This is a genomic window from Fictibacillus sp. S7, from assembly GCF_004127935.1.
In the GTDB taxonomy this organism is placed as follows: Bacteria; Bacillota; Bacilli; order Bacillales; family Fictibacillaceae; genus Fictibacillus_C; species Fictibacillus_C enclensis.
The window spans coordinates 302,361-323,171 of the sequence record NZ_QJKL01000001.1 but is presented as its reverse complement, the minus strand read 5'-3'; the positions used below and the strand labels follow the sequence as shown (position 1 = coordinate 323,171).

Sequence of the window (20,811 nt, the reverse complement as noted above, 5' to 3'; positions counted from 1 at the left end):
ACCATTGTTGCTTTTCTTTTTTCAACAAAGATCGTTAAATATGTGAATTGTTTTTAACATCTGCAAGTGAAATGCATCAAAACGGAAAAAAGTCAAAGCCAAGATGATCGCCTGACTTTGACTTTTTCCTTACCAAATCACATTATTATTTCTTTTCGTCGTCGTTCATTTCTTCGTATTCCGCATCTACCACGTTGTCATCGGCTTTCTTCTCGCCCTGCTCTTGGCCTTGAGCTGCCTGTTGTGCTTGTGCAGCTTGTTCATAAAGCTTAACGGATAGCTGTTGAACAACTTCGCTCAACGCGTCTTTTTTCGTTTTAATCGCTTCGATATCCTGGCCTTCAAGCGCTGTTTTAAGCTCTTCTTTTGCTTCGTTTGCTTTGGTTACTTCGGCTTCATCAACCTTGCCTTCAAGATCCTTAAGCGTCTTGTCTGTTGCAAAAATTAGCTGGTCAGCTTCATTACGAAGGTCAATCTCTTCACGTCTCTTCTTGTCAGCTTCTGCATTTTCTTCCGCGTCACGTACCATTTTTTCAATCTCTTCTTCTGAAAGACCTGAAGAAGACTTGATGGTGATGGACTGTTCCTTGTTTGTTCCAAGGTCCTTCGCACGCACGTTTACGATACCATTCGCATCAATATCGAAGGATACTTCGATTTGAGGAACACCGCGTGGAGCTGGAGGAATGTCTGACAATTGAAAACGGCCCAGTGTTTTATTGTTTGCAGCCATTTCGCGCTCACCCTGCAAAACATGAATGTCAACAGAAGGCTGGTTGTCAGCAGCTGTAGAGAATACCTGAGATTTTGTAGTCGGAATCGCAGTGTTTCGGTCAATCAGCTTTGTGAATACACCGCCAAGTGTTTCAATACCAAGAGATAGAGGAGTTACGTCAACAAGAACAACGTCTTTAACGTCACCAGTAATTACTCCACCCTGGATTGCTGCACCAAGAGCTACTACTTCATCAGGGTTAACCCCTTTAAATGGATCCTTTCCTGTGAACTTTTTGATCGCTTCCTGAACAGCTGGAATACGAGTAGATCCCCCCACAAGAATAACCTTGTCAATGTCGCTTGGTGAGAATCCTGCGTCGTTCAATGCCTGGCGAGTCGGCCCCATAGTACGCTCCACAAGGTCAGAAGAAAGCTCTTCAAATTTCGCACGGCTCATGGATACTTCCAAGTGCTTAGGACCAGTTGCATCAGCGGTGATGAAAGGTAGTGAAATTTGAGTTTGAGTGACACCAGAAAGATCTTTTTTCGCTTTCTCTGCAGCATCTTTCAAACGCTGAAGCGCCATCTTATCTTGAGAAAGGTCGATGCCGTTTTCTTTTTTGAACTCAGATACAAGATGATCAATGATTACTTGGTCAAAATCGTCACCGCCCAGCTTGTTGTCACCTGAAGTTGCAAGAACATCAAAGTTACCATCACCGATTTCAAGGATGGATACGTCAAAAGTACCGCCACCAAGGTCAAATACGAGGATTTTTTGATCGTTCTCTTCTTCAAGACCATATGCAAGTGCAGCAGCAGTCGGCTCGTTAATGATACGTTCTACTTGCAGTCCTGCGATTTGCCCAGCATCTTTGGTTGCCTGGCGCTGTGCATCGTTGAAATAAGCAGGAACAGTGATTACTGCACGTTCTACTTTTTCTCCAAGATAGCTCTCTGCATCACTTTTCAATTTTTGAAGGATGATCGCAGAAATTTCCTGAGGTGTATATGCTTTGCCCTCTGCTTCCACTTTATGATCAGAACCCATATGGCGTTTGATAGAAATGATGGTATTCGGGTTGGTAACCGCCTGGCGTTTTGCCACTTCCCCAACTGAACGCTCTCCATCTTTAAAGGCTACAACCGAAGGAGTTGTGCGATTGCCTTCCGGATTCGGAATAACCGTCGCTTCTCCGCCTTCCATTACAGCAACACAAGAGTTTGTTGTACCTAAGTCAATTCCAATAATTTTGCTCATGTAACATACCCTCCACTTTTATATGTAATATTAAGTGCCTTAATATTACTGATTTACTTTTACCATTGCCGGCCGAATGACTCGGTCCTTTAATTTGTATCCCTTTTGCAGGGTTTCAACGATCACGTTGGACTCATATTCTTCATCCTGGACTTGCATGACCGCCTGGTGAAGATTCGGGTCAAATGCTGCTCCCTCGGTTTCAATAACTTCCAGTCCTTCGCTCTTCACCGCCTCAAGAAGCTGGCGATACACCATTTCCACTCCTTGCAGAACAGAAGCGGCTTGAGCATCTTCCACCTTAACATCCATGGCTCTTTCGAAGTTATCAAGAGCAGGCAACAGCTGTGTAATCAGACTTTGAGATTTATATTTTAACTGAGCCGCCTGGTCTTCCCGTGTACGGCGTTTGAAATTTTCAAAATCGGCCTGTACACGAAGCAGCCGGTTCTCAGTATCAGCCAGGCTGGCTTCCAGTTGAGCAATTCTGCTGTCTTCCACAACAGGTTCAGATGATTCAGCCGCTTGATCTTCATCACCCTGCGCGTTTGGAACTTCATGTTGTTCAGCCTCAGCAGCTTCCTCTTGCAAAGTATCATTCATTTCCTCAAATTCAGCAGTATCTTTATGATTGTTTTCCATGTTGTCACCTCCCTAACCTGATACGGTGTTCGTTAAGATTTAATATCTCGCATTAAACAGATTCGTAAATTCTTTACTGATGGTATCAAGCAGACCGATAACCCGTTTGTACTCCATTCGGGTCGGCCCGATTAATGAAATTGTGCCGATATGCTTTCCGTGAAAAGAGTAGGATGCTTTAATCAGACTACAATTCCGGACCGCTTCCACCTGGTTTTCCTGTCCAATCGTTACGGTTATCCCTTCATTATTCGCAGATAACAGCTGTTCGATGACCGTCTTCTCTTCCAGTGCATCAAGCAGAATACGGACTTTTTCCACATCCCTGAATTCTGGCTGATACAGCATCTTTGTTTTTCCACCAAAGAATATTTTATCCCTGTTGCTCCACTTAAAGATATCATCGATAAACAATGACGCTTGCTGGTGATTATTAATATGCTTTCTGAACACAAGATTAAGCTCATCTCGTATTTTTTGGTGGAGCTCCGCGAGCGGAACACCCGTCAATTTTTCATTCAAAATATTGACGAGTGTTTCAATTTCTTCGGGCGCTATGCCACCCGGCAAGGAGATATGCCGGTTTTCCACATGGCCCGTGCTTGTGACGAAGATCGCGACGGCCTGCTGTCCTCCCAACGGAATCAGCTGAATGTGCTTTAATGTCGTTTCCAGAGCCTCAGGTCCCAGGATAATGGAAGTGTAATTGGTAAGTTCGGATAGAATTTTGGCGGATTGCTCAAAAATCCGTTCCGTTTCTGCCAATTTCTCATTGAATAAATCCTGTATGTTAAAAATGTCAGCTGTTGAAAGAATGGTCGGGCTCAACAGATGATCCACATAGAAACGGTACCCTTTTTCAGAAGGCACCCGTCCGGAAGAGGTGTGCGTTTTTTCAAGATACCCCATGTCCTCCAGATCAGCTAATTCATTTCGAATGGTAGCAGAACTGAAATGAACGTCTTCTCTTTTAGAAATCGTCCGGGATCCAACAGGTTCAACGTGCTGGATGTAATCATCGATCAGCACCTGAAGTATAAAAAGCTGCCTTTCAGATAACATCCTTTTCACCTCCGTGGCTGTTAGCACTCCAAAAGAGTGAGTGCTAAATCTAATATTAAATTACCAAATGCCACTAAAGATTGTCAACGATTAAACTACTCCGATAAATTCTTGAAACACTTCATTGCCCAAAAACGTTCCATTCCTGGTTAATGCAAGCATCTTCCCCGATCGTTTGACCAACCCACGCTCCAGCAGTTTATCGATTTGACTTCCGAACACATCAAACATCGACAGCCCGTAGCGTTCCATAAATCGCTGATCAGAAACACCTTTCATTTTCCTGAGTCCCATAAAAAGTTCCTCTTCCATTTTCTCGGAAGATGACAGAACATCTTTATGTATATAAGGAAAACCCGTCTCATCAATGAGCGACATATACTTTTTCAGCGGTCCTGCATTAGCATTTCGTGTTCCGTGCACATAACTGTGAGCCCCCGCACCAATACCATAATATTCGTTATTATCCCAGTATTGCAGATTGTGCCGGCTTTCATAACCACGTTTCGCAAAGTTTGAGATTTCGTATTGAACATAACCATGCTTATCCATCTCTTCCATGAGCACCTCATACATCCGCGCCTCTTCTTCCTGTTCAGGCAGCAGAAGTTCCCCTTTGGCAGCACGATTATAAAAAACGGTTTTCCTTTCAAGCTGCAGGGAATAGGCAGAAAAATGAGGCACCTCAAGCGAAAATGCGATATCAAGCGTTTCCTTCAGCATCTCAACCGTCTGGCGTGGAAGACCGAACATAATATCGAGTGATATGTTATCAAGCCCCAGCCTTTTGGCCTCCGAAACCGTTCGTACAACATCCTGCTGGTTATGAGTCCGTCCGAGCTCTTTCAATAAATTATCCTGAAATGCCTGTACACCAATGCTCAATCGGTTAACACCCGCATCTCTCATGATTTCAAGTTTTCTTAGATCCGTCTGTTCCGGGTTGGATTCCACCGTGAATTCCTGCCGGTCAAAAGACGAGAAGTACTGATTAACCATGTTTAAAAACCGTTCAAATTGCTCATAATCCAGAGCAGTCGGAGTCCCTCCTCCAACAAAAAGTGTCTTCATGCTGGAGAACGGTGACTGTTTTAGCGTGTTTTTCATTTCCTTTTCCATATAGTCCAGGTACTCGTTGACAGGCTGGCCCTTCAGGAAAACTTTATTAAAATCACAGTAATGACAGATGTTCACACAGAATGGAATATGAAAATAAGCCGCATCCGGCATACGATCACTGCTTTCGTTTCTAAAATTTGTGAAGACCGCAAAAAATCTGCGGTCTTCTCTTGGTGCCTATTTTATTCGGCTAAATCAATCATTGTCCATGCGCAGGACCGCCATAAACGCTTCCTGAGGGACTTCAACACGCCCGATCGTCTTCATCCGCTTTTTACCTTCTTTTTGCTTTTCAAGAAGCTTTCGCTTACGAGAGATGTCACCGCCGTAACATTTCGCCAGTACATTTTTACGCAATGCTTTAATGTTCGATCTGGCAATGATCTTCTGACCGATGGAAGCTTGAATAGGAACCTCAAACTGCTGGCGCGGAATAAGCTCTTTCAATTTTTCGACGACTACTTTCCCCCGCTCATACGCGAAATCTTTATGAACGATAACCGATAGTGCGTCAATCTTTTCCCCGTTAAGCAAAATATCCATCTTTACCAGTTTGGAAGGCTTGTAGCCGATCAATTCATAATCGAGTGAAGCATAGCCCTTTGTGCTTGACTTCAATTGGTCAAAGAAATCATAAACAATTTCAGAAAGAGGGATTTCATACAGCACATTGACCCGATTGTTTTCAAGATAGTCCATGGTCTGGAAAATCCCGCGTTTTTTTTGACAAATTTCCATGATCGTTCCAACATAATCATTCGGTGTCATAATCGTCGCTTTTACATACGGCTCTTCCACCGTCTGAATGAGTTGGGCTTCAGGCATGTTGGCCGGGTTATCCACGATGACCTGTTCACCATCGGTCATCGCCACATTGTAAATAACACTTGGAGCAGTGGCGATCAGATCGATGTTAAACTCTCGCTCGATTCGCTCCTGAATGATTTCCATATGAAGCAGGCCAAGGAAACCGCAGCGATAACCGAAGCCAAGCGCCTGGGAAGTTTCTGGTTCATATTGCAGTGCTGAATCGTTCAACACAAGTCGTTCCAATGCTTCGCGCAAATCATTATATTTGGCATTGTCCACCGGGTACAGACCGCAATAAACCATCGGGTTCATTTTTCGGTAACCCGGGAGCGGTTCTGCCGCCGGTTTAACCGCGCTTGTAATGGTGTCACCCACCTGGGTATCCCCAACATTTTTAATCGCCGCGGCTAAATAGCCAACATCGCCGACCGTTAAAAAGTCTTTGTTGACCGCTTTAGGGGTAAAGACTCCAAGCTCCACGACCTCAAATTCCTTTTGGGTGGCCATCATACGGATCTTATCCCCCACTTTTACCGTTCCTTCTGTCACCCTAATATATGTGACAACTCCGCGGTATGGATCGTAAAGGGAGTCAAAAATAAGGGCTTGAAGCGGGGCATCGGGATCGCCAGCCGGTGCCGGAACTTTCTCAACAACCTGCTCGAGAATTTCTTCAATACCAATTCCCGCTTTAGCAGAAGCGAGGACAGCTTCAGACGCATCAAGACCAATTACTTCTTCTACCTCATTCCTTACCCGCTCCGGCTCTGCACTTGGCAGATCGATCTTATTGATGACCGGAAGAATTTCCAGGTCGTTTTCAAGCGCCAGGTAAACGTTGGCAAGCGTTTGTGCTTCAATCCCTTGAGCAGCATCAACAATAAGCAGGGCTCCTTCACAGGCAGCCAGGCTCCTGGATACTTCATAGGTAAAGTCAACATGACCCGGGGTATCGATCAAATGAAAAATGTATGTCTCCCCGTCTTTTGCTTTGTAATTCAATTGCACAGCATTCAGTTTTATCGTAATTCCACGCTCACGTTCAAGGTCCATGGAATCAAGAAGCTGTTCTTTCATCTCCCTTTGGGTAAGAGCGCCGGTTTTCTCTAAAATCCGGTCTGCCAGCGTGGACTTTCCATGGTCAATATGAGCAATGATGGAAAAATTCCGAATCCTCGATTGCCTCTCCAGTTTTTGTTCTCGGTTCATTCATTTCACTCCTACATTTTTGCGCAAAGTACACTAGTTTAGATTATAGCAATACAAGCACTGTTGTTCAATGCTGAACCCACCTAATTGCGAAAGCGCTTATAAAGCAAAAACAGTTATTTTTCCGCGAGAAAAATAACTGTCAGCTCAGGGAACCAAAAATTTGTGAAAGGATGGCTGAAATCAGACTCAATATTCCTTGGAATAAGGAAGAAACAAGGCCGGACACTTTCTCTCCCATTGAAGAAAAAAAGTTAAACGCTTTTGATTCTTCCAGCTGCTTTTGCTTTGTTTTTAAGTCATGCACATCGACCTGGGTGCCAAGTACTTCAGCCTCCCCAGCACCTTTGCCTGTTTCAAGCGTCAAGGTTTCACCATTCTCCTTATTTCCTTTTAATGCGCTCATTCCATCAGAAGCCTGTTGCATTCCAAGAAGAACGCCGAAAAAAAGGACAGCAGTAATTAAAAAACACTTGATCATAAATTTCGTCACAGGACCCACTCCGTTCACCTTCAATTTAATACATTCGTATGTGAAAGCTTGTCCTATTATGTGTTAATGCGTATAAGAAGAGCTGTTCGATTGGTCCACCTGTCTGTGAAGCGAGGTATTCAGCCCCACTGCGATCACGTTGGCCATGTCCTCCACAAACGTATCCACTTCCTTCGGAGTTACCATTAAATTATGACCGATCGGTGACAGAACTTCTCTTATCAATGCCCTCTTTTCATCTTCCTCCAATGTGCCCACCATTCCAAGAAACGACTGTCTTTGCTCTTGCGCCGGAAGATCATCCTCATTCAGTACCTTTTTTTCTCCAAATGTCATCCATGAAGGAGCAAGAGATTTAGAAGGCTTATCCTTCTCTTTAATTTCCCGTCCAAAATGTTTCAAAATATAGTCAATCGTGTCACTTGCAATGGTAACTGCATCCACAACCGTTGGAACGCCAATTGCAATCACGGGGATACCAAGCGTCTCCTTGCTGAGTTCCTTTCGTTTGTTGCCTACCCCTGAACCCGGATGGATTCCACTGTCAGAAACCTGAATGGTGGTGTTTACCCGTTCAAGCGAGCGTGACGCAAGAGCATCTATGGCAATGACAAAATCAGGATTGACTTTTTTGATCACACCTTCAATAATATTGCTTGTCTCTATACCGGTGATTCCCATCACTCCTGGAGAAATGGCGCACACCGGCCGAAACCCCTCCTCCACGTTCTCAGGAGATATATCAAATAAATGTTTGGTGATCAGCAGATTTTCCAATACGTTTGGACCCAGTGAATCAGGTGTGACGTTCCAGTTGCCCAGACCGACGACCAAAGCAGTATCCGTCTCCTGGATGCCCAGCTCGTTCATAAAATTTCTGAAATCGTGGGCAAATACTTCCTGAACCCGCTCCTGCAGAGCGGAATCCTTTTCTCTGATGCCCTGCATTTCAAACGTTAAATATGTACCTGGCTTTTTGCCTGTAGCCTCTGCTCCACGTTCATCAATTTCCACCCGGGTCAGTTTTATCCCGTCATGATCCTGTTCTTTAATGATGATTCCTTCTATTGTGCTTTCTTTCTCCTTCATCTTTTCATCATTGACCAGCATTTCATGCGCTTCAATCGCTAAATCGGTCCGGACATTGTATTTGTTCAAATCGAGATCTTTGCTGTTCATTTAGGCACCGTCCTGTCATGGGATATATTGTCTCTATTTTTGCCCGCAAAAACCCTTTTCATTCTTGTATTGCAATTGAAGAATGAAACTGATAGAATACTTTGTGTCCTATTTTTTTGCAACCCAAGTTGCAATGTTAGGGAGGTGAATGGATTGGCTAATATTAAATCTGCTATTAAACGTGTAAAAACGAACGATAAGAACCGTGCTCACAATGCATCTTTAAAGTCTGCTATGCGTACAGCTGTGAAAAATTTCGAAACGAAGGTCGCTAACAACGATGCTGAAGGTGCGAAAGAAGCTTTTGTAGCTGCTACTAAAAAAGTTGATAAAGCGGCAACTAAAGGACTTATCCATAAAAACGCAGCATCACGTCAAAAGTCTCGTCTTGCTAAAGCGTTGAACGGAATTAACGCGTAATACGGGAACAGACATGAAACGACCTTATGGGTCGTTTTTATTTTTGGAGCAGAATCTAAATAAAAACGAGGAAGAATCCCTTTTACGGGTCTTCCTCGTTTTATTTGGCCATTTTTAGCATGATAAGCTCCAAAATCAGCTGCTTGTCCATTTTACCGGTTTTCATTTCATAATCGGCTTCTGCAATCCGGTCCAGAAGGGTAAACAGTTCTTGTTCGTCAAACATCCTTGCCTGTCTGGAAGCAAGTTTGACCGCATAGGGATGCAGCTTAAGCGCCCCGGCAATTTGCTTTTCTCCGTATCCTTTGGCAAACAGCTCTTTCACACCAAAGATAATCCGGAATTGACGAGCCATTAAAGAAAGAATTTTAATGGGCTCCTCATTTTGTTTCATTAAATCATAAAATGTTCTGAGAGCCTCATCAATTTTCTTATGAACGATATCATCAATCAGGGAAAAGATATTGTCTTCAAGCGTGCGGGGAACCAGCTGATCAATGACTTCAATGGAAATGTTGTTCCCCTCACCTACAAACAATGCAAGCTTATCCATTTCCTGCACGAGAGCCATCAGCTCATTACCGACTTTTGAACTCAAATATTGGGCAGCATCTGCATCTATAAAAACGCCATGCTGCATGGCACGGTCCTTGATCCATTCAATCGCAGAATCCCCGCTTAGCGGGGAGGCGGCAAGAACCTCGCCGTTTTTCTTCAATGTTTTGACAATCTTTTTCCGTTCATCCAGCTTTTCAGCCGGCACCACAAAAACAAGTATTGTAAAATCAGCAGGATCCTGTATGTACCGTTCGACGGTGGATAAATCATGCTCCACCTTGCTTTTGTATTTTGCTCCCGTAAGAAAAAGGGCATTTTTTATGACAACCACACGCCTGTCTCCCATGAACGGGAGTGTCTCTGCATCCTCCATTACCGCCTGTACCGGCGTTTCCTGATAGTCGTATACTGAATAATTGAAATCCTTGTCTTCATCGTTCAATGCGTAACTCACAATAGATGAAATGGCTTTCTCTATAATATAAGATTCTGTACCGTACAAAATATAATAGGGAGCAAATTGATTCTGTTTTAATTTCTGTTGTAATGCTGTAATTGACAAACCCTTCACCTCAAACTTTCTCTATTCTATCGTAAGACGGAACGCATTTTTTTTCAATAGTGGAACCTCATTGCATGTAATGCAGAAAGAAGAAGCAGCATATGCTGCTTCTTCATTTATATTAAACACCGGTTACCAGGAACCCGGGACTCCCGGCAGCCAGCGAGTAAACCCTGAGATGCCCTTTAATGTTATGATATCCTATGCGGCTCAGCAATATTGGTGACAACAGTTAGCAAAACAGGCAAAGAATACAGGATTTGCTGTGCAATTCTGAATCCTTTATGGATTTTTTTTTAGGGATAGCTTATACTTATATCGATATGGGAGGGTTGCGGAAATGAATCAGTTCGAAAAAGACGTTCAAAGCAAACGGAATGATTTAATCGATTCAGGCATGGGCTTTGTTTGGTCCTTTGGTTTTTTCACGTTAATCTTTGCACTGGGAGTTATCATCAAATTAATTGCATCTTAATACATAAAAAGAAGCCCCCAGTGAGGCTTCTTTTTATTTTTTGGAGGCGGTTACACTATGCCGGATTTTCCAGCCTCCACCTGTAACCGTAACTTCTACATCACCCTGTTCATCCGTTCGGATTGTTTTAACCCCCCGGTCAAGAAATCGTTTCATCACTTCAGGATGGGGATGCCCGTACCGGTTATTTTTTCCGGCTGAAATCAAGGCATAGGACGGTTTTACTTGATCAATAAACGCAGCAGACGAGGAAGTCTTGCTGCCATGATGGCCAGCCTTAAGAAAGGTCGCCTCAGTCGCCTCCCCCTCTCTCAGAATCCGCTGCTCTCCCCCCTCCTCCAGATCTCCGGTAAATAAAAAGGAAGTGGCATTTATTTGTGCCCTGATAACAATGGAGCGTGCATTGCTTTCCGTTTCGTCTCCATAGGGAGACAGCACCTCAAACACCCCGCCTCCCCTTTTACCCCGCTGTGTAACGGTGATTGGCACGTGTCTTTTTGCCGCCTCATATAATACCCGTGTTTCCAGCGGTTCTTTGATCGTTCCCTTCGGAAACAGCACTTCTTTCACCTTTATACCTGATAGAAGGGTTTGTGCCCCGCCGATATGATCCATGTCACCATGTGTGAGAATAAGTTTATCAATTTCCCTTATTCCCCTCGCTTTTAAAGCCGGAAGCACTACCTCCTTTGTGACATCATACTCCTTCTTTCGTTTCTTCCACGCTTCCGTTGGAAAATGGATGGTGCCTCCTGTATCAATCAAATAGACTCCCTTACGAAATGGGAGCTCAATCAATGTACTGTCCCCTTGTCCCACATTTAAATAAGTCACTCTTGCCTTATTATCGATAAGATGAATATTCCAATGCAGGATCCCGGCAGAAAACAGACAGAGGAGCGGCGGGATCAACATCCGGGTCAGACCACCTTTTTCCAAACAAATCAAAAAGTATAAAATCCCCGCGTAATAAACAGGGAACATAATGAACGGCGGTTTACCAAACGTCATGGCATAGGTACCAAGATCCAAGCCAAGAAGCGTGTGGTTTGTAAATTTCAGGACAAGCACTGCCGGATTAAAAAGAAGTTTAGCTAAAGAAACCGAAACAAATGAAAAAAGAACACCAAGGATGGCACTGGGAAGAGCAATGATAGATAATAACGGGATGAAGAGGAGATTTAGCGGCAAAGACCAAAGGGAAACTTCATAAAACGAGGTAATAATCAGCGGGTAGGACACCAACTGGCAAATCAAACTGGACATGAAGATTTGAACCCAGTAGGAAGAATAGCGGATGAAAATAAAACGGGAAGAAACCATCAGCGCAAACACATTCAAAAAAGAAAGCTGAAAACCAAGCTGAAAGGCATAATAGGGGTTGATGAGAAGCATAACCAGGCAAACGCAAGAGATGATGGCTAAAGGATGCACTTCCGTTCTATATAGCTGCAACAGCACGATACACATTCCCATTATGCCGGCACGCACAATGGATGCTTCACCACCTGTCAAAAATATATACAAAGGCAGTATGGCAGCAATACATACAGCGGCCTGTTCTCGGGTCACACCCGCCCTTAGAAGCAGAACGAAGAGCATCCCGGAAAGAATGGCGACGTTCAATCCTGATACAGCAAGCAAATGGGATAGGCCGAGACGCTGATACGCCTCATTGATTTTATCGGGAATATGGTCCCGATATCCGAAGATCAGCGCATTCAACAAACTTGAGATTTCCTCGGGGTAGGTACGCTCAATGAATTGAATTTCTTTCGATCGAAAAGAGATCAGATGGTCAAAAAACGAGCGATCCTGTGATTTGCACTGGGATGACAGCAGAGCTTTACCGGTGACCAGCCAATGAATCCCTTGTTTTCTTAGATACTCGGAATAATTCATTCCGGCAAAATTCTCTTGCCCTGGCGGAAGTTCCAGCTTCCCCTGAAACTGGCAGACCATCCCCGCTTTTAGCTGACCCCGTAAGGATTTTTGATGTTCCTGTGAAGAAATTTTTTGCCGCACAATGACCGTTTCTTCCTTCAGTTTGAGCCTAAAGCTCAGCAAATCCCCGTCAATGTCAGGGATGCTTTCGATCTTTCCGAGGAATACTCCTTCATCGCCCTTCAGATCCGTTATATTTCGTCCATCGGCCAATTGATAATAAAAATAAAAAAATACAAAGACAAGCAAACAAAGGGAAACCGTTTTTCCATCCACCCTCGGTAAAAAATAAAAAAGAGCGATTATGAGAATCGCCCAGATGCAATGTTCATTCGATGAATAGATTGCCGCTATCGCACATAGTGCATAAAGATAGCCTGCCTTCATCTTTATTTCAGATGCAGTGGGGCAGGATAGAGCTGCTCAGCCTTCTGTCTGAGCCTTTCGACTTTATCCTGACTGTCTGCAGCCCCTTGTTCCATGGCTCGTAAAAGTTCAAACGTCAGCTCCATTTGATCCTCATAATGTGGGTTCATCTTGTTCTCATTAAACGGAACCTGCTTCACAACAAGGCCAGCTTCCCTGAATTGTTCAATGGCATAGGGATGGTTTTTGTAATCCTGTGCGTAATACAAGGTTTTAATTCCACTTTGTATAATGGTTCGGCAACAGTGAAGACAAGGAAAGTGTGTTACATACATTTCTGCACCTTCTACGGGAACCCCGAACTTTGCACACTGCAGGATAGCATTCATCTCTGCATGAATGGTGCGTACACAATGTCCGTCAATAACATAGCATCCTTCATCTATACAGTGGACACCCCCTGAGATAGAACCGTTGTATCCTCCCGCTATAATTCTTTTATCTCTCACAATCGTCGCTCCCACTGCCAGCCTTGTGCATGTGCTTCTGTAGGCAAGCAAATGGCTTTGCGCCATAAAATATTCATCCCAGGAAATACGCTCCATTTTTTCTCTCCCCCAATCGAATCTTGTCTTTAGTGTAGGCATTCTCCAAGTGGATAGTCAATGAAAAATCCTAATCGACAGTAACTTGGGCTCTCATATTTTCAAGCGATTTCTCTCCAATGCCAGGCACATTCAACAGATCGTCAACCGTTTTAAAGCCACCATTCTCTTCCCTGAATGTGATGATGGCTTTCGCTTTTGAGGGCCCGATGCCGGTTATGGTCTGCAGTTCCTGATCATTGGCTGTGTTAATATTCACTGCAGCCTGTCCGCTGTCAGTCTCCTGTCCTGCTCCATTTCCCAAGGTATCACCCCCAGCTGGCACTGTTGCTTCTTCACCTTTTTCAAGAATATAGAGCAGCATCTCATCTTTTACCTTGCCTGAAAGGTTTACACTGCGCTGTTCAGCGCTTTTCGTGAATCCTCCGGCTTTTTCCACTGCATCAATCACCCGGTCTCCTTCCTTCATTTCGTATACACCCGGTCGGACCACAGCTCCTTTTATATCGAGCATAATTTTTGCCGGTTGCAAATTCGCCGGCTTTTGGCTCTCTTTCACAGGACTCTGGGCAGCATTCAATTCTTTCGCTGTTAATTCCTGTGGCAGCTCCTCTATGGCTGTTTCCTCCGTAGGTACCTTTTGTTCATACACGTACACTGCCCCTATCCCCACTACAAGAACAGCAGGCAGTATATAACGCAGCTTACGAAACCAAACTTCATATTTTTTTAACATACCGTGTCTCCTTTCATTTTTTCATAAAACAGGCCGCGTATGCATATGTATCAAGGTAGGATGGATCAAGGAGAGGAGGAGTAAACAGTGAAGCTAGGGTTTATTGGAACGGGAAATATGGGAAGCATCCTGGTGTCTTCCTTTATTGAATCGGCTGCTATACAACCGTCACGCATTATGGTGACCAACCGGACACTGTCCAAGGCCGAAGCGCTGCAGGCTGCCCATCCCAAACTACGGGTGGCAGCTGCCGCAGAAGATGTGATTCGTTTTGCAGATATTCTGTTCATTTGTGTAAAACCGCACCAATTTTTTGACCTTCTTTGTGAAAATAAAAAACACATTTCAAAACATAAACTTGTCGTCTCGATTACAAGTCCCATCTCTTGTGAACAGATAGAAAATTTACTTGACTGTAACGTAGCCCGGGCGATCCCAAGCATTACAAACCGGGCACTTTCCGGCACTTCCCTTATTACGTTTGGCTCGAGATGCCACACTGAATATCAGGAAAAATTGTTATCGCTCATGTCATTCATATCAAAGCCTGTGATTATCGGCGAAAATGTCACCCGCATTTCATCCGACATCGCCAGCTGCGGTCCAGCCTTCATCGGTTACCTTGTGCAATGCTTTGTGGACAGTGCTGTAAAAAAGACGGACCTTACCAAAAATGAGGCTACTCTTCTTGCCAGTGAAATGATTATCGGCATGGGCAAACTGTTGGAAAAAGAGGTTTTTTCTCTTCCATCGCTGATTGAAAAAGTGTGTGTAAAAGGTGGCATAACAGGAGAAGGAATCAAGATATTGAATGAGGATGCAGGAGAAGTATTTGATCGTGTGATCGAACGGACGCATGAAAAATACCATGAAGAATGTGAAAAGATCAGTGAGCAATTCGAGGTAAAAGAAGAACTAAAATAAGATTTCTCTCATTATCCCCGAAATCCTTCCTTAAAAAAAAAATAAGCCATCGGTTATGATGGCTTATTTTTTACAAATAAAAAAGATTCTCTCGGCTTCGGATTCAAGTTTATTCTCTGAAAAGTCCCCAGTAATTTTCAAAACCGTGAAGCCTGCTTCTTCAAGAAGTTGCTCATAAGCCTTCACTGACAATGTTCTTTGCATATGTACTTCATCAAATCGGGAATATCGCGAGTCCTCTTCCCGTACAAAAAAGCTTAGTTCATGTTCTACACTGTCTGGATATTCCCCTTCATAGCACTGCCAGATGTAGGAAACCTCTTCCGCATTTTCAGCGAATGTATTCCCTGACAAAATATTATGAATTTTATAAAGGCTGTGTACATCAAACAAAAATAGCCCGTTTTCCTTCAGATGCCGATATATTGACTGAAAGGCTGCAGCTACCTTCTCTTCTGTCAAAAGATAGTTCAGTGAATCACAAAAAATGACAGCAGCATCGAACTCCGCCAAGCCGTCGATCTCGGTCATATCCTGTTGCAGAAATTGAACAGAAGCATGCTGGGTCAACGACTTTTCGTGAGCCACAGCAAGCATATCGCCGGACAGGTCGATTCCGGTTACATCATAACCCTTTAACGCAAGCGGTATGGAAATCGAGCCTGTCCCGCAGCCAACATCAAGAACACTCGATATGTCAGCTCCAACAGAGACAATCGCCTGTTCAAAAAAAGAGATCCACTGCTCATAAGGAGCGTCTTCCATTAATTGATCATAATAATACGCAAAATGTTGATAGCTCATGCCTGCTCCTTTTATTTATGAAAGGATTTGGTTCAGGTCAACAGATGGGGCATCTCCCCATAATTTTTCCAGGTTGTAATAGGATCGTTCATCACGGTGAAAAACGTGGACGACCATATCCCACATATCAACAAGAACCCATCTTGCCTGATCAAAACCTTCCATCCTTCGAATATTGATTTCCTTCTCTGCGGCTACATCCTTAAGCTCCCGGGCAATGGCCTGAACCTGTTTCTCAGAATTCCCATGGCATATTAGAAAATAATCTGCGACAAGAGAAATCCCCTTCATATCGAGCATTATAATGTCTTCTGCCCGCTTGTTATCCACCGCTTTCACTACGAGTTCAATCAGTTCCTGTTCATTCAAAATTACATTCCTCCGTTTCCTTTATTTTTTTTCAGCTGCGCCAAAAGACTGTTATACGTATTGATCGTTTCCGGATAGACCAGCTGATTCTGCTTCATCAGAAAAGTTACTGTATTTTTCAGCGCTTGAAGGCACGCTGTGTCCAGATCTTCGTTTGCCAGCTGCCGAACCTCTTCCACCCCGGGAAACTTTCTTCCAGGTTCGATATAATCGGCCAGAAAAATAATTTTTTCAAGCTTCCCCATCCCTACACGGCCGGTCGTATGATAGGCGATTGCAGCCAAAATGTCACGATCATTAATTCCTGCTTCCTTTTCTACCAGGTAGGCGCCGACTGGCGCATGAAGGAGCTCTCCTCCATAATGAAGCAGACTTTCCGGCATGGCTTGCTTTCTTACAATTTCCTTCATCTCTTCCTTTGACCGGAACTTGGCATAATCATGAAAGATAGCGGCCAGTTCTGTCTTAACTTGATCCTCTTCATATCGGTTTGCAAGTTCAAGAGCGGTTTGCACAACGCCAAGCGTATGCTGATAGCGGTGCTCTGTTAATTGTTCTTTAACTATTTCAAGGGCTTTTTCGCGATCCATAAAGTCCCTTCACCTCGATTTGTTTTCTGACACGTTCCGGAATGAGATACGTGGTGTTTTCCCCTTGAGACACTCTTTCCCGGATAAGGGTAGAGGAAACATCAAATAACGGCACTTCAAGCATGGCGGCCTGATATGGATTATGTTCGGCGTTAAGCGGATGACCGCTACGATTGATGGCGATAAAGGTTACCATACGGCTCAATTCATCAATCTCATGCCAGGTGTCGAGTGAATCGAGCATATCTCCACCAATGATAAAAAAGTACTCATGATCCGGATTCTTTTTTTGAAGTTCTTTGATCGTATCTATAGTATATGAAGGCCCTTCCCTTTCAAACTCGATCAAAGAGAGGGAAAATTTAGCATTATCCTGGATTGCCGCTTTAACCAGCTCAATCCTGTCATGATCTGAGACACCAGATGCCAATTGTTTATGCGGAGGATGATTGGCTGGCATCCAAATCACCTCATCAAGTGAAAAAGCACTCAGCGCTTCCTGAGCAATGAGTAAATGCCCATTGTGAGGAGGTTGAAAAGACCCTCCAAATATCCCTATTTTCGCCATTGTATCATTCCTTTAAGGAAGTACGATCTCTTTGTTTTCTTTGGACTCTTTATAAAGAATAATGACGTTCCCGATCACTTGAACGAGCTCAGCCTTCGTGCCTTTGGCAACGGCTTCCGCCACTTCCTCGCGCGGTTCTTCACAGTTTTGAAGAATGCTGATTTTAATCAGCTCTCTGGCTTCCAGCGCTTCCTGGATTTGTTTGATCATATTGCTGTTGACTCCGCCTTTTCCTACCTGAAAAATAGGCTGAATCGGATTTGCTTTGGAACGCAAAAAGCGTTTTTGTTTACCTGTTAACATAACTTCCTCCCAATTCTTCAATCACAATCTTCTCCATCAATGATGCGTCCGGCGCAACACCTGTCCATTTTTCAAACGACAGCGCGCCCTGAAAAACCAGCATGGCCACTCCATTATCAATAATGGCCCCTCGTTTTTCGCTCTCTTTTAATAAAGCGGTCTTAAAAGGATTATAAATAATATCCGAAACCACGGTTCCTGCTTTTAGATGATTCACACGTAAAGGCAAACGGTCCTCTTTCATGCCGATCGATGTGGTATTAATGACAATGTTGAATTCAGTGAGCCTTTCTTCCGCTTTCTGAAGAGAGATGACCTGGTCCTGGTCTCTCAAACACTCGCTAAAAATGTCTTGTGCCTTTTCCATCGTCCGGTTCGTGATCGCAATGGTGTTCGGTCCTTCTTTGCCCATTGCATAGCTGATGGCCCGGGACGCTCCTCCTGCTCCAATGATGAGAACCTTTGCCTCTTCCATTGGAAAGCTGACATGGCGCATCAAACCCTTTACAAAACCGGCGCCGTCTGTATTGTACCCGGTCAATTTTCCGTTTTCATTGACTACCGTATTGACTGCTCCAATTTTCAAGGCATCTTCTGCAATTTCATCAAGATACGGCATAATGGCCTGCTTATGCGGAATCGTTACATTCCACCCGGCAAAGCCTTTTTCACGCATGTCCCGGACAGCTTCTGCCAGCTGGTCCGGATGTACCTCATATTTATCATAAACATAGGAAAGCCCTGCTTTTTCAAAAGCACCATTCTGCATCTGTGGAGACATGGAATGGCTGACAGGATATCCAATTAAACCAACTTTTTTTCTCATCCTTCCCTCTCCCCTCAGTTAAATGAGCGAAGGCCTTAACGTCACAGCAACGCCTTCTGGTGCATGGGCTGCAATCCTGACCCCCGGTTCTTTAACCGTAACCCAGCCAAGGCCCGATATGACCACATCTGTATCCTTTTCCTTAATGGTAAACTCATGCCTTTTTAGCGGAGGCAGGTTATCCGGTTCAGAAGGCGGTGACAAAAGATCACCGAGGTGATTTTGATACAGCTCATCTGCATTTTCAAGCTTCGTCCGGTGGATATTTAAGTCATTGGACACGTGGCAGACAAAAGACCTTCTTCCTCCACTGATATAATCGAAACGTGCGAGTCCTCCCAAAAACAGAGTCTGAGCCTCATTCAACTGGAAGACCATCGGCTTGATTTCTTTTTTAGGCATAATGAACTTCAGCTCATCCTTGCTGACAAAGTGAGCCATTTGGTGATGGTTGATAATACCTGGCGTATCAAAAAGAGCACTTTCTTCATCCAAAGGAATATCGATCAAGTTCAACGTGGTTCCCGGAAAATGGGATGTTGTAATGATGTCTTCCTGCTCCGTGCCAAGCTGTTTGATTAGCCCATTAATGAACGTTGATTTCCCCACGTTCGTACAGCCTACTACATAGACATCTCTGCCGCCGCGCAGCTCATCAATCCGTTCAGCCACATCCAAAAGACCCGTTCCTTTTGCAGCGGATACAAGATGGACTTCCTCTGCCTTTACACCTAGCTCCCTGGCCATGGAAGACATCCACTGTGTCAGTCTGTTTTTGTTAACGGATTTAGGAAGCAAATCCACCTTATTCCCAATCAGCATAAGTTTGTTTCTGCCGATGTAGCGGTGGATGCCCGGCAGCCAAGAACCGTTAAAATCAAAAATATCAACGACTTTAACAACCAATGCATCCGTATCTCCGATGCCGGATAAAATTTTGCGGTAATCATCATCCGTAAGGCTGACATCCTGGATTTCATTATAATGCTTTAAACGAAAACAACGCTGGCAAATGACAACATCCCTCTTTAAACTCGAGGGTGGTGCATAGCCGAGCTCCTCCTTGTTTTCTGTCTGTATGGGCGCTCCGCATCCGATACATTTAATCTGTTCCTTCAATCTTATTCCTCCCAGTTGAGCATGCCTTTCCTTTTCATCCAAGACAATAACATTCTTTCGATTTTTCTGTTTACTCTTGTCCATAATCCGTCAGTGCTGGCCACAGGCACAACCATAATGGTGTGCAGTTTAAGGCGGTTTCCTCCCAGTACATCCGTTAACAATTGATCGCCGATTACCACGATCTCATCGCGCTTCAGGTTCATGTCGCGGATTGCCCGCTTAAACGCTCGGGACATCGGTTTTCTTGCGCTATAAATAAATGGTATTTGTACAGGGTCAGAAAAACTGCTTACTCGCTGCTGCGTATTGTTGGAAACTATCGTTATTAAAATTCCCTTCTCCTTAAATGAACTAAACCATTTTATCAGTTCTGGAGTCGCTTCCGGACGATCCCACTCAACAAGGGTATTATCCAGGTCAGTGATAATTCCTTTTACATTCCGTTTCACTAACATTTCAGGCGTTATATCAAAAATGCTCTGGACATGTTCATCCGGCAAAAATTGTTTTAACATGCTGGACACCTCTATACTATTTCATTCAGTTACACTTTTACATTGTACCAGTTATTCGCCATGGAACAACTTTTTTATTGTTTTCAGACAGCTGCCAGCCTCTGAAAAAGAAGGCTTGTTCAGAAAAGTTTTCGACAAATTGTTCGCATCCGACAATGTGGATAACTTTATCAACATTTTTCCCTGCGAAATGAGCAGAATTTTCTGTCTTATAAACAACCTACCCACAGGTTATCCACCAAACATTGTGGATATTCGAACGATTGTTCTGTTTTCTTTTTCATGGTAAGCTGAATTTAGAAAGTATCAGAACTTATAGTTTATGCCGAACTGAACCATTTCATAACCCATTCACCGTGAAAAAATGCATCCTAGGGCATTTTAAAAAACAGGAGGTGAACATGCCACCCGATGGCAGCTCACTTATGGAAAATTTATCGGACGAACTTTTGATTGAATCTTATTTTAAAGCAAAAGAACTGCGACTGAGCTCTGACTTTATCTCTTTAATCCAACAAGAAATTGAACGAAGATCCCTTGAGAAGAGATTGAACGTTTATTTCCTGAAAGCCCATCACTAGATGAGGCTTTTTTTTATGTTGATTATAGAACCCTCCCTTGCAGGAAAAACT

General features: G+C 43.8%; 23 protein-coding genes. 4 read left to right on the top strand and 19 right to left on the bottom strand.

The features are described 5' to 3' along the window. Positions 1-145 precede the first annotated feature (145 nt). From dnaK to gpr, 7 genes are all read right to left on the bottom strand, one after another. Positions 146-1,978, bottom strand: coding sequence for a molecular chaperone DnaK (dnaK, locus tag DMO16_RS01575; RefSeq protein ID WP_061971193.1), 1,833 nt, complete (start codon positions 1,976-1,978; stop codon positions 146-148). A 45-nt stretch (positions 1,979-2,023) separates the two neighbouring features. Then, on the bottom strand, positions 2,024-2,620 hold the full coding sequence (gene grpE / locus DMO16_RS01570) for a nucleotide exchange factor GrpE (protein WP_061971196.1): 597 nt from the start codon (positions 2,618-2,620) through the stop codon (positions 2,024-2,026). Between the two features lie 39 nt (positions 2,621-2,659). Then, complete coding sequence (gene hrcA / locus DMO16_RS01565) at positions 2,660-3,682, bottom strand: heat-inducible transcriptional repressor HrcA (protein ID WP_129474966.1); 1,023 nt, start codon at positions 3,680-3,682, stop codon at positions 2,660-2,662. A 90-nt stretch (positions 3,683-3,772) separates the two neighbouring features. Next, positions 3,773-4,912, bottom strand: coding sequence for a radical SAM family heme chaperone HemW (gene hemW / locus DMO16_RS01560; RefSeq protein ID WP_129474964.1), 1,140 nt, complete (start codon positions 4,910-4,912; stop codon positions 3,773-3,775). Between the two features lie 84 nt (positions 4,913-4,996). Further along, complete coding sequence (gene lepA, locus DMO16_RS01555) at positions 4,997-6,820, bottom strand: translation elongation factor 4 (RefSeq protein WP_061971203.1); 1,824 nt, start codon at positions 6,818-6,820, stop codon at positions 4,997-4,999. Between the two features lie 142 nt (positions 6,821-6,962). After that, positions 6,963-7,313 carry a DUF3679 domain-containing protein gene (locus DMO16_RS01550; RefSeq protein WP_240482247.1) on the bottom strand — a complete coding sequence of 117 codons (351 nt, stop codon included), beginning with the start codon at positions 7,311-7,313 and terminating at the stop codon, positions 6,963-6,965. A 63-nt stretch (positions 7,314-7,376) separates the two neighbouring features. Then, positions 7,377-8,492, bottom strand: a complete 1,116-nt coding sequence (gene gpr, locus DMO16_RS01545; protein WP_129474961.1) for a GPR endopeptidase — start codon at positions 8,490-8,492, stop codon at positions 7,377-7,379. Positions 8,493-8,645: 153 nt separating this feature from the next. On the opposite strand from gpr, the gene rpsT reads away from it, so the two are divergent. Next, positions 8,646-8,912, top strand: a complete 267-nt coding sequence (gene rpsT / locus DMO16_RS01540) for a 30S ribosomal protein S20 (RefSeq protein ID WP_061971210.1) — start codon at positions 8,646-8,648, stop codon at positions 8,910-8,912. A gap of 100 nt (positions 8,913-9,012) precedes the next feature. On the opposite strand, the gene holA is transcribed toward rpsT, so the two are convergent. After that, positions 9,013-10,032, bottom strand: a complete 1,020-nt coding sequence (holA, locus tag DMO16_RS01535) for a DNA polymerase III subunit delta (protein WP_129474959.1) — start codon at positions 10,030-10,032, stop codon at positions 9,013-9,015. A gap of 340 nt (positions 10,033-10,372) precedes the next feature. Here holA and DMO16_RS01530 point away from each other — a divergent pair, with 340 nt between their 5' ends. Continuing rightward, positions 10,373-10,507, top strand: coding sequence for a YqzM family protein (locus DMO16_RS01530; protein WP_074440502.1), 135 nt, complete (start codon positions 10,373-10,375; stop codon positions 10,505-10,507). A gap of 33 nt (positions 10,508-10,540) precedes the next feature. On the opposite strand, the gene DMO16_RS01525 is transcribed toward DMO16_RS01530, so the two are convergent. The 3 genes from DMO16_RS01525 to DMO16_RS01515 form a co-directional block, all read right to left on the bottom strand. After that, on the bottom strand, positions 10,541-12,838 hold the full coding sequence (locus DMO16_RS01525; RefSeq protein WP_129474957.1) for a DNA internalization-related competence protein ComEC/Rec2: 2,298 nt from the start codon (positions 12,836-12,838) through the stop codon (positions 10,541-10,543). 2 nt (positions 12,839-12,840) lie between these two features. Next, complete coding sequence (locus tag DMO16_RS01520; protein ID WP_061971218.1) at positions 12,841-13,422, bottom strand: ComE operon protein 2; 582 nt, start codon at positions 13,420-13,422, stop codon at positions 12,841-12,843. Between the two features lie 70 nt (positions 13,423-13,492). Continuing rightward, on the bottom strand, positions 13,493-14,158 hold the full coding sequence (locus tag DMO16_RS01515) for a helix-hairpin-helix domain-containing protein (protein WP_129474955.1): 666 nt from the start codon (positions 14,156-14,158) through the stop codon (positions 13,493-13,495). A gap of 87 nt (positions 14,159-14,245) precedes the next feature. Between DMO16_RS01515 and comER the strand changes: the two genes are divergently transcribed. Further along, positions 14,246-15,082: a late competence protein ComER gene (gene comER / locus DMO16_RS01510; protein WP_061971222.1), complete on the top strand. Its 837-nt coding sequence runs from the start codon at positions 14,246-14,248 to the stop codon at positions 15,080-15,082. A gap of 63 nt (positions 15,083-15,145) precedes the next feature. Here the strand turns inward: comER and DMO16_RS01505 are convergent, their stop codons facing one another. Genes DMO16_RS01505 through DMO16_RS01470 form a run of 8 tightly spaced genes read right to left on the bottom strand, consistent with a single transcriptional unit; the run spans position 15,146 to position 20,179 of the window. Beyond that, a complete protein-coding gene (locus DMO16_RS01505; RefSeq protein ID WP_129474953.1) occupies positions 15,146-15,886 on the bottom strand; it encodes a class I SAM-dependent DNA methyltransferase in 741 nt (246 codons plus the stop codon). Between the two features lie 15 nt (positions 15,887-15,901). Further along, a complete protein-coding gene (gene rsfS, locus DMO16_RS01500) occupies positions 15,902-16,255 on the bottom strand; it encodes a ribosome silencing factor (RefSeq protein ID WP_129474951.1) in 354 nt (117 codons plus the stop codon). 2 nt (positions 16,256-16,257) lie between these two features. Further along, positions 16,258-16,845 carry a bis(5'-nucleosyl)-tetraphosphatase (symmetrical) YqeK gene (gene yqeK, locus DMO16_RS01495; RefSeq protein WP_129474949.1) on the bottom strand — a complete coding sequence of 196 codons (588 nt, stop codon included), beginning with the start codon at positions 16,843-16,845 and terminating at the stop codon, positions 16,258-16,260. Further along, entirely contained in the window at positions 16,823-17,413 is a 591-nt protein-coding gene (locus DMO16_RS01490; protein WP_129474947.1) for a nicotinate-nucleotide adenylyltransferase, read from the bottom strand. The genes yqeK and DMO16_RS01490 overlap by 23 nt, the downstream gene beginning before the upstream one ends. A gap of 12 nt (positions 17,414-17,425) precedes the next feature. Further along, positions 17,426-17,716, bottom strand: a complete 291-nt coding sequence (gene yhbY / locus DMO16_RS01485) for a ribosome assembly RNA-binding protein YhbY (protein ID WP_061971234.1) — start codon at positions 17,714-17,716, stop codon at positions 17,426-17,428. Continuing rightward, positions 17,703-18,542 (bottom strand): shikimate dehydrogenase, encoded by an 840-nt coding sequence (gene aroE, locus DMO16_RS01480; RefSeq protein ID WP_129474945.1) that lies wholly within the window; start codon positions 18,540-18,542, stop codon positions 17,703-17,705. The genes yhbY and aroE overlap by 14 nt, the downstream gene beginning before the upstream one ends. A gap of 18 nt (positions 18,543-18,560) precedes the next feature. After that, positions 18,561-19,661, bottom strand: a complete 1,101-nt coding sequence (gene yqeH, locus DMO16_RS01475) for a ribosome biogenesis GTPase YqeH (protein WP_061971239.1) — start codon at positions 19,659-19,661, stop codon at positions 18,561-18,563. A 2-nt stretch (positions 19,662-19,663) separates the two neighbouring features. Beyond that, entirely contained in the window at positions 19,664-20,179 is a 516-nt protein-coding gene (locus DMO16_RS01470) for a YqeG family HAD IIIA-type phosphatase (protein WP_061971241.1), read from the bottom strand. 425 nt (positions 20,180-20,604) lie between these two features. Between DMO16_RS01470 and DMO16_RS01465 the strand changes: the two genes are divergently transcribed. Beyond that, positions 20,605-20,760 carry a sporulation histidine kinase inhibitor Sda gene (locus DMO16_RS01465; protein WP_061971704.1) on the top strand — a complete coding sequence of 52 codons (156 nt, stop codon included), beginning with the start codon at positions 20,605-20,607 and terminating at the stop codon, positions 20,758-20,760. The last annotated feature ends 51 nt before the right edge of the window (positions 20,761-20,811 follow it).

What these genes read in the sequence shown, in the direction of transcription:
- dnaK (WP_061971193.1), bottom strand. Translation starts at nt 1,978, where the DNA reads ATGAGCAAAATTATTGGAATTGACTTAGGTACAACAAACTCTTGTGTT.
- grpE (WP_061971196.1), bottom strand. Translation starts at nt 2,620, where the DNA reads ATGGAAAACAATCATAAAGATACTGCTGAATTTGAGGAAATGAATGAT.
- hrcA (WP_129474966.1), bottom strand. Translation starts at nt 3,682, where the DNA reads ATGTTATCTGAAAGGCAGCTTTTTATACTTCAGGTGCTGATCGATGAT.
- hemW (WP_129474964.1), bottom strand. Translation starts at nt 4,912, where the DNA reads ATGCCGGATGCGGCTTATTTTCATATTCCATTCTGTGTGAACATCTGT.
- lepA (WP_061971203.1), bottom strand. Translation starts at nt 6,820, where the DNA reads ATGAACCGAGAACAAAAACTGGAGAGGCAATCGAGGATTCGGAATTTT.
- gpr (WP_129474961.1), bottom strand. Translation starts at nt 8,492, where the DNA reads ATGAACAGCAAAGATCTCGATTTGAACAAATACAATGTCCGGACCGAT.
- DMO16_RS01530 (WP_074440502.1), top strand. Translation starts at nt 10,373, where the DNA reads ATGAATCAGTTCGAAAAAGACGTTCAAAGCAAACGGAATGATTTAATC.
- DMO16_RS01525 (WP_129474957.1), bottom strand. Translation starts at nt 12,838, where the DNA reads ATGAAGGCAGGCTATCTTTATGCACTATGTGCGATAGCGGCAATCTAT.
- DMO16_RS01520 (WP_061971218.1), bottom strand. Translation starts at nt 13,422, where the DNA reads ATGGAGCGTATTTCCTGGGATGAATATTTTATGGCGCAAAGCCATTTG.
- DMO16_RS01515 (WP_129474955.1), bottom strand. Translation starts at nt 14,158, where the DNA reads ATGTTAAAAAAATATGAAGTTTGGTTTCGTAAGCTGCGTTATATACTG.
- DMO16_RS01505 (WP_129474953.1), bottom strand. Translation starts at nt 15,886, where the DNA reads ATGAGCTATCAACATTTTGCGTATTATTATGATCAATTAATGGAAGAC.
- yqeK (WP_129474949.1), bottom strand. Translation starts at nt 16,845, where the DNA reads ATGGATCGCGAAAAAGCCCTTGAAATAGTTAAAGAACAATTAACAGAG.
- DMO16_RS01490 (WP_129474947.1), bottom strand. Translation starts at nt 17,413, where the DNA reads ATGGCGAAAATAGGGATATTTGGAGGGTCTTTTCAACCTCCTCACAAT.
- yhbY (WP_061971234.1), bottom strand. Translation starts at nt 17,716, where the DNA reads ATGTTAACAGGTAAACAAAAACGCTTTTTGCGTTCCAAAGCAAATCCG.
- aroE (WP_129474945.1), bottom strand. Translation starts at nt 18,542, where the DNA reads ATGAGAAAAAAAGTTGGTTTAATTGGATATCCTGTCAGCCATTCCATG.
- DMO16_RS01470 (WP_061971241.1), bottom strand. Translation starts at nt 20,179, where the DNA reads ATGTTAAAACAATTTTTGCCGGATGAACATGTCCAGAGCATTTTTGAT.
- DMO16_RS01465 (WP_061971704.1), top strand. Translation starts at nt 20,605, where the DNA reads ATGGAAAATTTATCGGACGAACTTTTGATTGAATCTTATTTTAAAGCA.